Source organism: Lysinibacillus canaveralius (assembly GCF_047301505.1).
Classification (GTDB): domain Bacteria; phylum Bacillota; class Bacilli; order Bacillales_A; family Planococcaceae; genus Lysinibacillus_B.
In genome coordinates this window covers 213,997-226,246 of record NZ_CP154840.1, presented here as the reverse complement: position 1 = coordinate 226,246, position 12,250 = coordinate 213,997, and the positions used below count along the sequence as shown (strand labels likewise).

The window sequence follows — 12,250 nt, the reverse complement described above, 5'->3', positions numbered from 1 at the left end:
TTTATTTATCTTTTTCAAAAAATAGGATTAACGATGGCAGCAGCATACCGCGTACAAGGAAGGTATCAATCAGAATTCCAACCGCTACCATGAAGCCGAAAATAAACAAGTCTGCAATCGGCATCGTCGTAAGCGCGGCAAAAGTAGCCGCTAAAATTAAGCCCGCGGATGAAATAACGCCGCCTGTATTACGGATGGCCACCTCTAATGCATCCTTCACTTTCTTGTTCTTACGCTCTTCCATGAAGCGTGATACTAATATGATGTTATAATCAATGCCCAGCGCTACGAGGAAGATAAACGCATACACTGGTACCCGTGTACTTACAGCATCATACCCAAACAGCACATCTACAAGGAATAATCCTAGGCCAAGAGCCGAAACATAGGAGATTAAAATCGTTGCCATCATATAAATCGGCATTTTGATTGAACGTGTTAAGGCAAGCAGTAATACAAGGATCAGCAGCGTTTCCAAAATAACAATTTTGATAATATCTCCGTTGTTAATGTCTCGCTCATCAGCTAACTTAGCCGTCGTACCGCTATAGTAGACGTCTGCCTCGATTTCTAACCCTTTCATACTGCTATCTGTGTCTTCACGTAAATCTTCTATAAAATTAATCGCCTCTGACGAATAAGGGTTCATTGTTAAAGAGATATTAACCTTTGCTGCTGTTTGATCGTCTGTTGCAGCAGCTAATGTCGCCGAGTTAACTTCTTCATAGCTTATCAGCTTATTAGTGAATGCTTGAATTTCCTCTTCTGTAAGTGCCTCTGCACCATCAAGAATGACTGTTGTTTGGGCCAGGTCACCTTTGTTGAATTCTTCTTCTACGATTTCATATCCTACCCTTGAAGGTAAATCTTCCGGAAAGTTTTTCACAGAATTAAATTCAAAATCCAGGTTAAAGACATTCAATGCCGTAATCAACATAAAGATGGCTACCAGTCCGCCTGAAAGACCAGGCTTGTTAACGACAAACTTCGCAACCCCTCCCCATATACCATGCTTCACTTCTTTTTGTTCGCCGTATTTCGGTACTTTCGGCCAGAATGCTTTACGACCAAACAATGTAAACAGGGCAGGTACTAGTGTAATGGAGGCTAGTATGATAATAAACATCGCTAAGCCAAAGATTGGTGCAAAGTTCTGATAATCACGGAAATCCGCAAAGAATAAAATGAGCATCGCTGCAAGGACTGTACCGCCTGCAAAGAAGACCGGCTCCCCTGTTGCACGCATTGCATACTTCATTGCCTCATATTTACTTTCATAGTGGTTCAGTTCTTCCCGATAACGCGAGAATACGAACAATGAATAATCAATAACGGCTGCAAACAGCAGGATACTCATAATGGAAGTTGTCGAGTTGTTGATCTCTAACCCGCCTGCTCCCATCAGCGCTACCGACTGGTTCACGACCTGGTAGACAATCACTGTTGCAAGCAACGGAATGAATGCAAGCAGCGGTGAACGATAAATCACAATCAACAGCACTAGAATAATGGCGATTGTCGCAAATAGCAGTTGTAGGTCTGCAGATTCAAAGAGCTTTGTCGTATCACCAGCAATACCTGCTGGGCCGGTAATGTAGAAGTCCAGCTCTAGATTTTTCGCTGCTTCGTTTCCAATTTCGGAAGCTGTATCATTGATTTCCGAATAATCGGAGTTACCAAGGTCCGCCTCTAAATTCATCGGCACAATTATCGTCGATTTGTCCTCCGAGGTGAATGCCGCTAATGCCTGTTCCGGCATGGCTGAAATATCAACAATTGTTTCTATGCCCTCAATATCTTCATTAATAATAGTATTTAATACTTGTTTGACCTCATCCAGTTCAATATTCCCTTCCTCATTATGGAAGACTAGTATACCAGGAGTTCCCTGGTCATTTGGGAATAATTCCTCTGATTTATTTTCTGCAATAATAGACTGCGCTTCTTCAGGAAGTGACTGGAAGTTTGTTACTTTATGATCACCCAGCTTCGGACCCGCACTTAGACCGATCATCAGTACAAGCCAGCCAATGATTGTAATCCACATCCCACGCTTTGTTGAAACCCAGTCAGTTATTGGATATAAAAGCTTTTTCACTGTGTTCTTCTCCTCCTTGTTCAAATTCCACTTTGTATCTTACCGGACGAATATAAATTCAATATAAACTTTTTTTTTCGATTCCCATGTTATAATAAAGGCAAGATTATATTGGAAATGGGGGTCATCAAAATGTATAAAACAGTGGAAGAGACTGCTAAAGATATTGGCATGCCTGAGCATCAAATTCTGCATTACATTTACAATGGCCGCATTAAAGCCGTCCATGACGGAGAACAGTTCTTGATTAATAGCAGGCAGTTCGATGCGTATCATGAGCAGCTCGAACGCATTAAAGAGGAAATTGAAATTTGGCGGAGTACACCTATTCCAGATGATGTGGATGTAAAAGATGAAGACTAACTGACATTGCTTTCCAGCATGCCTAAAAAGCTGATGCCATGCCTGCTTAACTACGCTATGCGCAGGCGAAAGGCTTGGATATAAAACGTATCTTCGCACTGTACTCTAGATGAATAGTACTATTTACTGCACACGAAAAAATCGGACCATCCTTTTCTAATGGATGGTCCGATTTTCTTTTAATGGCCTGTTCCGAATCTTTATAACTATTCAAAACAACAGACACCCTCAGCAGCCCGAGCCAAGAAAGGTGTCTCTGTCCTCAGTTCACCGCTTTAGAGAAATTTTAGCGGCTGCTAGCTGAAAGAAATTAAATCGTCACTACAAATCCGGCGCGCTTACCGATAATTTCTGCATAATCCTCTACCATGACAGAAGCAGTCGGATACATACCAGCTCCGGGACCTGTCACTGTTAATGTGCCAATATAATTTGTATCTATAGCTACTGCATTAAAGACATCATCAATTGGGAATAAAGGATGCTCCCTGTCTACAAGCATAGGCGCTACCTTCCCTGCGATTTTACCGCCTGCCTGTCGTTCCACTTCCGCTACATGCCGATATCGCATTCCGTGTTCTGTGGCATTTTTCACATCCTCTGTCGAAATTGTGTCAATACCAATTACCTCGACCTCTGACCAGTCTGGCTGTTCACCAAAGGCCAAATCAGACAGTACCATTAACTTTTTAAACGCATCCTGTCCTGAAATATCATTGAACGGATCTGCTTCTGCATAGCCGAGACGCTGTGCTTCCAGCAATGCTTCCTCGAAGTTCCACCCTTCCTTACGCATTTTTGTTAGCATATAGTTTGTCGTCCCATTTAAAATTCCCTGAATGCAGCTCACATCATTAACAAGGAGAATATTCTTCAACGTCTTAATCACAGGGACCCCGCCGGCAACCGTTGCTTCATACCCTACAAATACACCATTTTGTTTCGCCATCTCTTGAAGCTCCATCCCTCTTTTAGCAAACATCACTTTATTCGCTGTCACCACATGGCATTTGTTTTCTATTGCCTGTTTTAAATAGGAAAATGCCGGCTCTTCATTAACGATCGCCTCGAATACTACTTGCATGCCTTTCTCGGCAAATACCTCATTGATATTATCTGTCAATAAATGTTTCGTCCCTGGAACCCGCTCGCTTGAAGTATCCCGAACTAAAATCTTCGTCACTTCTAATTCTACGCCCAGCTTTTCCCGCAGTGCTTCTCGCTTTTCATTTAAGATATGATAAATTCCTTGCCCTACTGTGCCAAATCCTAGGATGGCCGCCTTTATTACTGCCATATCTGTCTCCTCCAAAGTCTTCAGAAAATCTATATAAACGCACTATTCTAATAATTTTATATAAAAAATTCTATCTTATATTATAAACGAAAACAAGGGAAATCTCCTCTAGGAAAACATTTGTTTTTGTAAAATGTACACGAAACCCCTTACATCTTCTCCTATCATGCATATTCTGCCATATTTACAGAGTGTTATTAGGAAAATCAGGCCTGCCAAATAGCTCCGCGGCACTAAAAGGAGCTCTAAAAAACAAAAGCACCCCCATCGGATGCTTTTAAAATAGCTGATAAAGTGAACTTCAATCGGCACTTCCTTGTTATACTTCTGCGCATGTTTAAGCAGCTACACCGCGATATTGATTCCCTCAACAGATGTGCGATAGCGATCAAGTACTTTTCGAGCAATCATTTCCTCTTTTTGTGTAAAGGGCGGTATACCATATGTACGGTGCACAAGCTGGAATTCTCCATATTTTAAATACCACTCTTTTGCTGGTAATGAAATATGATCTGTTCCTAACTCTTTATATGCATCATACACTTCCTTTACAACATATTCAGCAGATGTAAGATTGTATGTTTCCTCTAAAAAAGCGTCATGTCCAAATGCTTTTTTCCATATAGCATTGAACTGCCCTAATAAATGTTGGATAGAAATTTGGTTTACAAAAGTGTGGACTTCATTCAATTCATATATAAAATAAGCTGCGACATGTTGTGCACTGTAGACATTGCCCATTTTCAACTCTCCTTTTATTCATACACTTATGTGATTTATCACTCGAGTAAAAACACAAGATGCTTTCCCGAGTTTATTGGTAGGTTTTAAAGTTGTTTTTATCTTACAGAATATCACAGCTATTGTCAATAAAACTTATAAACTTACTATGAATTGAATTTACTGTTGAAAAGCGATGGCTCTCCGTGAAATGGCACGGAGCCGCCGCTTTCTTTTGCCGAATGAGGCAGTATAAAACATTATGGCAAGATGCAGCGAGCCTAAAACAGCTCTCTTCCAGAACGCCTATTTGATTTGCATCACTCCGGTATTTGCTTCCCTTTAATAGGATCATTCAGGAATCCAGTGAAAAAGTGCTGTAAGTCCGCCCCTTGCATTTCCACCTATAGAAATAACTTTCTTTTGTTAAAAGAAATTAAACGCTGGCAGACACCTGTCTTTGCACTTTTGCTAGCGCCTGCTCTAAATCAGCGATAATATCCTCTACATTTTCGAGACCGATTGATAGGCGAATGAGCCCTTCGGATACTCCTGCAATTTTCAGTTCTTCTGCCGACAGCTGCTGGTGCGTTGTAGATGCTGGATGAATAATTAACGAACGGGCATCACCGACATTCGCCACATGAGAGAACAGCTCTACATTATCAATTAATTCACGTCCTGCAACGCGGCCTCCCTTAATCTCAAATGAGAGAATAGAGCCGTAACCATTTTTCAAATACTTGTTTGCTAAATGATGGGATGTAAATTCCTCAAAGCCTGGGTAATTTACGTAATCCACAAATGAGTGGCTCTTTAAATATTCCCCAACCTTTAAGGCATTTTCATTATGGCGGGCTATACGCAGATGAAGCGTCTCTAACCCTTGAATAAAGTTAAAAGCAGAATCCGCTGACAGTGTCGGCCCGAAATCACGCAGCAGCTGTACACGCAGTTTTGTTGCGAACGCCGCATTTGGTACATCTACGCCGTAACGGATTCCGTGATAGCTTGCATCCGGTTCTGTAAAACCGGGAAAACGTCCTTGTGTCCAGTCAAATTTTCCAGCATCGACAACGACTCCGCCGATTGTTGTTCCATGTCCGCCAATCCACTTCGTAGCTGAATGAACGACGACATCTGCCCCGAAATCAATTGGGTTTGCACCATATGGAGAAGGGAACGTGTTATCAATAATCAATGGCAGTCCATGTTCATGGGCAATTGCTGCAACCGCTTCTATATCCAAAATGTTTAAGCTTGGATTTCCGACTGTCTCGGCAAAGATTGCTTTTGTTTTTTCTGTAATGGCAGAGCGGAAATTTTCTGGATTTCGTTCATCCACAAATGTTGTCGTAATACCGTACTTTGGCAATGTAGTAGCAAATAAATTATATGTTCCTCCGTAAAGCGAACCAGCTGATACAATTTCATCGCCGGCACCGGCAACATTCAAAATAGAGAAGGCAATGGCAGCTGCACCTGATGACAGGCCTACTGCTGCAGTTCCCTTTTCCACCAATGCAATACGCTCCTCAAACGCCCCTACTGTCGGGTTCATAATACGTGAGTAAATATTCCCCGGCTCCTCAAGTGCGAAAAGGCGCTGTGCATGAGCAGTGTCTTTAAATGCATAGGCCGTTGTACGATAAATTGGTACAGCGATGGCTCCTGTAACAGGGTCTGGCTTTTGCCCGCCGTGTAATAATAACGTTTCTGGCTTTTGTGACATGGATATCTTCCTCCTAAATGTATACTCGATGGACAATCGGTCGAGGAGGATATGGAAAACTCCCCGCACTCTATTTGGAAAAGGGCCTTTGTACAAATGAGCACCAAAAAGCCCTCTTCTCAAATAAGAAGAGGGCTGCGAATGAGCAAGTTTTCCTCCCCTTATCTTTCAGATCCCGATTCGAATCTGTAGGAATTAGCACCTTTGTAAGTCATTACTGGTTGCCGGGCATCACAGGGCCTAGTCCCTCCGCCGCTCTTGATAAGAGTTTATGATTCATGTTCCATCTATTGTTTCACAGTATAAAACAGGTTAATCTGATTAGTCAACTATTAATTTAAAATCTTCTGATTTTAATTTTCCTGCTGCATGCTTTATGCTGGATTACAGGATAAATAAGCAATTCAAAGCTCTATATATCCCCTTTTGAATATGCCTGCAAAATACAAATAACTACCTTTACATTGCCACTACATCATTACTACCGTATAAAAGTTTCGCATATAAAGGGGTGCAAGCTTATATTACTACATTAGCTGATACCGTAAGGCATTACTAACCATTCGCAAATAGTATAAATACGGCGAATGCGGGAAAGTGACGCCCTGGACATCATTACTGTTTTTACTACCAAAAATTCTCTAGGTACAATTTTGCTTCAGGTGGAAGGCAGTTATCGGCTTTATTTTCCTGAATCCTCGTATCCCGTTGATCTGCTTCCCCACAATTAGTGCAGCCTGCTGGCACTGGATTGGATTACTATAGAAAAATATTATAAGATGGGCTTAAAGGTATTTCCTTTAAGCTTATTTTTTGTAGAGGGGGAAAATAAATTGAACAAAACAAAAGAACTTTTAAAAAACCATTCATCTGTCCGTAAATATACAGGAGAAGAAATCTCTCGTGAAACGGTAATCGATCTAATTGAAACCGCACAAATGGCCGCCAGCTCTCACTTTGTACAAGCGTATAGTGTCATCTGGGTGACAGATGATGAAAAAAAGAAAAAGTTAGGCGAGCTGTCAAAAAATGAATTTCAGTTCCAAACAGCAGGTGCCTCTTTCTTATTCTGTGTAGACTTCAAGCGCCTGCAAAGAGCTGGTAACAAAAATGGTGTTGACATCGTCGTGGACTCTGCAGAAAATCTTCTTGTCGGTGTAGCGGATGTTTCCTTATTTGCGCAGAATTTTGTCGTCGCGGCTGAATCTGAAGGCTATGGAATATGCTATATCGGCGGCGCACGAAACAATCCGAAGGAAATTAGTGAGCTATTCAATCTTCCTGATTATGTATTCCCGTTATTTGCTATGACAATTGGCAAGCCAACAAAACGAAACGAAACAAAACCCCGCCTACCTGTAGCCGCTGTCCTGCATGAAAATAGCTATGATGAAGAGAAATACGATACACTTCTTGATGAGTATGATGCAACAATGGAAGCTTACTACGCCAGCCGCTCATCCAACCAAAAGATGGCGAACTGGACAAAACAAATGGCTGATTTCTTAATTGATCAAAAACGCCCATTTATAAAAGAATTCCTGGAAACAAAAGGATTCACTTGGAAGTAACAAAAAGATCTTATACATCTATTAAAAGCGAAATTAACAAGATGTAAGGCCTGTTAATTTCGCCTTTTTACTGAAATCTAACCTTACCTTTTGATAAAATAGTAGCAACGAAAAAGATGTAAGAAAGGACTTTTCGTATGTATACAAATAAACATGTAGCCAATTCACTTGAAAAACAGCATCTCCAGAATGTGCGAAAATATTATTTATCCATCGCAGACATTAATATTGCTTTGTCAAAGGTGCATCAAACGATTCTGCCGCATATCGATTCAAAAAAATATCAATTGGCTACCGACTATATTCACCAGTATATTTCCTATACATCGGTCTGGAATTTAAAATTCGTCGCAAACTTAGAGAGCCCTGAAGTGGCATTGCTGCAGGTTTTCCACCTGAACTATATTTTTAACAAGGAGCCGGAAAGCCGATTCATTCAGGAACGTGCTATTCTAGCTGAACAGGAGCAGCGTTTCTTTGATTTGAAACCTTATAAAACAGAGCATGTAGAAAAGCGCAAACAAAAAATGCTGGATTATATTGAAACGCACGCCTAATATCTCAATACTCAAAACAAGCTGTCTACGCGGCTCGATATAAAAAATTGTCTTAAGTAAGCCACCCCTGATATTTTCTCCTGTCCTATTATTTTCAGCATAGAAAAAACCCCGAAAGCAAGTAGATCACTTACTTTCGAGGTAGTTTTCCTCTATTCCTGGACTGGTAATTCTGTAATCGTTACATCCTTAACCGGCAGGAACTGCTCGCCTGTCGCTAAATAGGTTACGCTCACTGCATCCCCTGCTTCCATATAAATGGCTAGCGGCACGGTTTCCGTGCTAACAATAAAGTTTTCCCCTGTCGCTAACAGGAATGATACCATGGTAAAATCTCCAGCCCGCTCCTTATATACACGGATCACTTCGCCTGTGATGCGTGCTTCCTCTGCATCTGAGGAACCTTCAACCGTACTTCCTCCTCGGGATAACGCTGTTTTATATAATTTCAGCGCCTCGTTCGGCGTAGAGGCATAAGCAGAGATTTCAGGATTGGCTGCTGAGACAATGAAATAGTTCTGCAGGAAGCCATTTGAATCGAGTACAGCGGTCAGCCAGCTAGCTTCTCCATAGAAGTTATACAGGATTGGCATTTCGCCCTCCCACTTCTTCTCAATAAATTTCTTCTCAATAATGTCTAGTGCTCCTTGTGAATCCATATAGGATTCTTCCAGATTCCCAGTATAGTATATCGCTTCGCCCGTCCGTCCATTTGTTAATGAATAGCCAAGCATCGAGTCTACGCCCTCTTTTGGGCTAGTAAAATCAGTGAAGTAGTACATTTGCCCATCTTCTGTAAAGATCGGTGACACATTGGCCTCCGTTCCCTCGTCCGACGGCAGCTTAACATCTTTCTTACCAAATACACTGTTCCAGAAACCATGTACATAGTTACCGTAGTAGCTGTTTTGCAGACTTACTGTTTCAGGGGACACTGCACCATCGATGAAATCAGGAACATCCGCTAATGCAATTTTTTCTGATTTACCAGTAGCTGCATCTACTAAAATAACCCCTTTTACATCAAATCCACTACGTGCAGAAATGAACTCTCCATATGAGCGAATGTAATAAGGCTTACCATCATCATCCACTTCAAGCTGTGGTGCCCCATAGAAAATCAGTGCCGGATACTGCAAACGCATATGACGTTCCAGATTTTTGTTCAAAAAGGCGGACGGCACGTAGGCCATTTCTTGTTGAACAAATTTCGGATTTTCATTTGCATCTGTGGCACTCATCATAAAGTAACCTGGTGTTGTTTTCCCATTAAACCATTTGAACAGCCCTGAAAATTCAACCGGTGCTATATATACATACTCACCGTTCACCTTCTGGATCTGTAAATTCCCTAATTCGTAAAAGCTAGTATTGGGTACTTGCCCAAAAGCTTTTTTCATTTTATTTTTCACATATTTGGGTGGTACACTTGCCGGTGTCTGTGTCTCATCAAATGCCTGGATTTCTACATCCTCAGCCATTTTTGCTGATTCGTATTTTTCCTCAGCATTAAACAGCGGCGCACTTAGCAAGTAAGCTACAGCAAGGATACTTGCTAATACCGCCGCAGACTTCACTTTTCTTTCCAGACCTGCTGAAAAAATGGCTCCAGCAAGAGCAATTACGGGTAAGACATAAAGAAAAATTGTCCATTGGAGATCAATTTTTGATACATAAACAATAAAAAACGTCGAAATAAAACTAACAATTAAAACAGAAACCGCTATTATCCCATGCTGCTTTGATGTCAGCTCTACTTTCGGAAACTTTTTTGTCACCGGTACGAGTAAAATAGTGATAATTACTGACGCGATAGCTGAAATAATGAATAATTGACTCATTCGAATCATCCTTTCTAGTTACCTTTTATACGGACTAAACAGTTAAAAAGTTTCATATTTATAATTAATGGCTATTATCTCATTCTTCATAAGGAGGCTGTTCATGCGCACTATCTTACTGATCATCGCTGTTATTTTTGGGCTTTATTATGTACTTTTGTTTGATACCATTCCACCAGAGACAAAAATGGTTTTCAAACTCATTCCCATGGTACTAATCATTCTTTTTGCCTTCTTGACTCGTGTTCGTACAGCAAGATACTATGCACTTGTATGTGTGGGCCTCCTATTTTGCGCGATTGGTGACTATACGCTTCAATGGTTCATTATTGGGTTAACGAGCTTTTTGATCGGCCATATTTTTTATATTGCTGCCTTTTCAGAGGGGAAAGAGCGCGTGCCAACCGGTATAAAGATAGTTCTGCTTTTTTACGGAACTTCAATGGCGATTTGGATGTGCAGTACGCTGTTCAGCCAAGGTGAGACCGTTCTAGCGATTGCTGTATTTGCCTATATTAGTGTCATTTTAACGATGGGCTGGATGTCATTTAAGACAGGAGCCTTATTTGCCAAAATTGGCGCTCTTTCTTTTATTGCATCCGATAGCATCCTGGCGATCAATAAATTTATAATGGACGTTCCCTATGATCATGAGCTGATCATGTTCACCTACTATGGGGCACAAATTTTCATAGCCCTAAGTGTTACACAATATTCCGAAAAGCGAAATAAAGTGGTACACTAAATATACCATTTCAAGGAGGTACAATTCATGAAAGAAAAATGTATTGAACGTTTAATTCGCTACGCTAAAATTGATACACAATCAGATGCAGGCAGTACAACAACACCTTCTACACAAAAGCAGTTTGACTTGCTTCATGTGCTAAAAGAAGAGCTGGCTGATATTGGCCTGACAGAAATCACATTGGATGAAAACGGCTATCTATTTGCGACACTTCCTGCTAATACAGATAAACCTGTACCGACACTTGGTTTCTTAGCCCATGTTGATACGACTTCTGATTTTACCGGGACAAATGTTAATCCGCAGCGTATCAATAATTACGACGGCAAAGACATACAGCTAAATGAAGAGCTGACAATGTCAGTAGAATATTTTCCAAATTTAAAGAACTATGTGGGACAAACTTTAATTACAACAGATGGAACAACTTTACTTGGAGCTGATGATAAGGCGGGTATCGCTGAAATCATGACAGCAATGGAATATTTAGTTCAACATCCAGAAATCAAACACGGTAAAATTCGCGTTGCCTTTACACCAGATGAAGAAATCGGGCGTGGACCTCATAAATTTGACGTAGAGGCATTTAATGCTGACTATGCTTATACAATGGACGGCGGGCCGCTAGGTGAACTTCAATTCGAAAGCTTCAATGCTGCAGGTGTAAAAGTAACGACTTATGGCACTAGCGTGCACCCGGGCTCTGCAAAAGATAAAATGGTAAATGCTACAACAATGGCGGTTAAATTCCAGAACCTGATGCCGCAGGATGCAGTACCTGAGAAAACAGAAGGATATGAAGGTTTCATTCACTTGATGAGCTTCAATGGCCGTATTGAAAAAGCTGAATTATCCTATATCATCCGTGATCATGACCGCGAAAAGTTCGAAGCGAAAAAAGCACATATGCTAGAAGCCGAAAAACAAATTAAAGCGGCGTATGGCGAGCAGGCAATCAAGGTTGAAATTGAAGACCAATATTATAATATGGGTGAAAAAATTGAACCTGTTATGGAAATTGTAGATATCGCTAAAGAGGCAATGCATAAGCTTGGCATCACCCCAATAGTTGAACCTATTCGCGGAGGTACAGACGGCTCCCAGCTTTCCTTCATGGGATTGCCAACACCGAATATTTTTGCAGGTGGAGAAAATATGCACGGAAAGTTCGAATATGTGTCGGGCGAAACAATGGAAAAGGCTGCAGAAGTAATTTTGGAAATTGTCAAACTATTTGAACAAAAATAGGTTGAAATTTTCAATGAAAAGTTTATAATACGTGTTTAAGCGAAGTGTTTTGACACTTCGCTTTTATATTCTATC

At 40.9% G+C, this 12,250-nt stretch carries 10 protein-coding genes and 1 riboswitch; of the genes, 5 read left to right on the top strand and 5 right to left on the bottom strand.

The window, feature by feature from the left end; all coding sequences use genetic code 11:
- Position 1: 1 nt before the first annotated feature.
- Positions 2–2,098 (bottom strand): MMPL family transporter, encoded by a 2,097-nt coding sequence (locus tag AA0Y26_RS01250; RefSeq protein ID WP_413364469.1) that lies wholly within the window; start codon positions 2,096–2,098, stop codon positions 2–4.
- A 132-nt stretch (positions 2,099–2,230) separates the two neighbouring features.
- Between AA0Y26_RS01250 and AA0Y26_RS01245 the strand changes: the two genes are divergently transcribed.
- Positions 2,231–2,461, top strand: coding sequence for a DNA-binding protein (locus AA0Y26_RS01245; protein WP_413364468.1), 231 nt, complete (start codon positions 2,231–2,233; stop codon positions 2,459–2,461).
- A 310-nt stretch (positions 2,462–2,771) separates the two neighbouring features.
- Here the strand turns inward: AA0Y26_RS01245 and AA0Y26_RS01240 are convergent, their stop codons facing one another.
- The 3 genes from AA0Y26_RS01240 to AA0Y26_RS01230 all read right to left on the bottom strand — a co-directional run bounded on the left by AA0Y26_RS01240 (position 2,772) and on the right by AA0Y26_RS01230 (position 6,210).
- Positions 2,772–3,758, bottom strand: a complete 987-nt coding sequence (locus AA0Y26_RS01240; protein ID WP_413364467.1) for a homoserine dehydrogenase — start codon at positions 3,756–3,758, stop codon at positions 2,772–2,774.
- A gap of 345 nt (positions 3,759–4,103) precedes the next feature.
- A complete protein-coding gene (locus AA0Y26_RS01235; protein WP_413364466.1) occupies positions 4,104–4,499 on the bottom strand; it encodes a hypothetical protein in 396 nt (131 codons plus the stop codon).
- Positions 4,500–4,914: 415 nt separating this feature from the next.
- Positions 4,915–6,210: an O-acetylhomoserine aminocarboxypropyltransferase/cysteine synthase family protein gene (locus AA0Y26_RS01230; protein WP_413364465.1), complete on the bottom strand. Its 1,296-nt coding sequence runs from the start codon at positions 6,208–6,210 to the stop codon at positions 4,915–4,917.
- Between the two features lie 158 nt (positions 6,211–6,368).
- Positions 6,369–6,478: riboswitch (SAM riboswitch) on the bottom strand.
- Between the two features lie 565 nt (positions 6,479–7,043).
- On the opposite strand from AA0Y26_RS01230, the gene nfsA reads away from it, so the two are divergent.
- Positions 7,044–7,781 carry an oxygen-insensitive NADPH nitroreductase gene (gene nfsA, locus AA0Y26_RS01225; RefSeq protein ID WP_413364464.1) on the top strand — a complete coding sequence of 246 codons (738 nt, stop codon included), beginning with the start codon at positions 7,044–7,046 and terminating at the stop codon, positions 7,779–7,781.
- A 137-nt stretch (positions 7,782–7,918) separates the two neighbouring features.
- Positions 7,919–8,338, top strand: a complete 420-nt coding sequence (locus tag AA0Y26_RS01220; RefSeq protein ID WP_413364463.1) for a hypothetical protein — start codon at positions 7,919–7,921, stop codon at positions 8,336–8,338.
- Positions 8,339–8,490: 152 nt separating this feature from the next.
- Here the strand turns inward: AA0Y26_RS01220 and AA0Y26_RS01215 are convergent, their stop codons facing one another.
- Positions 8,491–10,179, bottom strand: a complete 1,689-nt coding sequence (locus AA0Y26_RS01215) for a hypothetical protein (RefSeq protein WP_413364462.1) — start codon at positions 10,177–10,179, stop codon at positions 8,491–8,493.
- A gap of 103 nt (positions 10,180–10,282) precedes the next feature.
- Here AA0Y26_RS01215 and AA0Y26_RS01210 point away from each other — a divergent pair, with 103 nt between their 5' ends.
- Positions 10,283–10,924, top strand: coding sequence for a lysoplasmalogenase (locus AA0Y26_RS01210; RefSeq protein WP_413364461.1), 642 nt, complete (start codon positions 10,283–10,285; stop codon positions 10,922–10,924).
- Positions 10,925–10,951: 27 nt separating this feature from the next.
- Positions 10,952–12,175 (top strand): peptidase T, encoded by a 1,224-nt coding sequence (gene pepT, locus AA0Y26_RS01205; protein ID WP_413364460.1) that lies wholly within the window; start codon positions 10,952–10,954, stop codon positions 12,173–12,175.
- Positions 12,176–12,250: the final 75 nt, after the last annotated feature.

What these genes read in the sequence shown, in the direction of transcription:
- AA0Y26_RS01220 (WP_413364463.1), top strand. Translation starts at nt 7,919, where the DNA reads ATGTATACAAATAAACATGTAGCCAATTCACTTGAAAAACAGCATCTC.
- AA0Y26_RS01235 (WP_413364466.1), bottom strand. Translation starts at nt 4,499, where the DNA reads ATGGGCAATGTCTACAGTGCACAACATGTCGCAGCTTATTTTATATAT.
- AA0Y26_RS01240 (WP_413364467.1), bottom strand. Translation starts at nt 3,758, where the DNA reads ATGGCAGTAATAAAGGCGGCCATCCTAGGATTTGGCACAGTAGGGCAA.
- AA0Y26_RS01210 (WP_413364461.1), top strand. Translation starts at nt 10,283, where the DNA reads ATGCGCACTATCTTACTGATCATCGCTGTTATTTTTGGGCTTTATTAT.
- pepT (WP_413364460.1), top strand. Translation starts at nt 10,952, where the DNA reads ATGAAAGAAAAATGTATTGAACGTTTAATTCGCTACGCTAAAATTGAT.
- AA0Y26_RS01245 (WP_413364468.1), top strand. Translation starts at nt 2,231, where the DNA reads ATGTATAAAACAGTGGAAGAGACTGCTAAAGATATTGGCATGCCTGAG.
- AA0Y26_RS01215 (WP_413364462.1), bottom strand. Translation starts at nt 10,179, where the DNA reads ATGAGTCAATTATTCATTATTTCAGCTATCGCGTCAGTAATTATCACT.
- AA0Y26_RS01230 (WP_413364465.1), bottom strand. Translation starts at nt 6,210, where the DNA reads ATGTCACAAAAGCCAGAAACGTTATTATTACACGGCGGGCAAAAGCCA.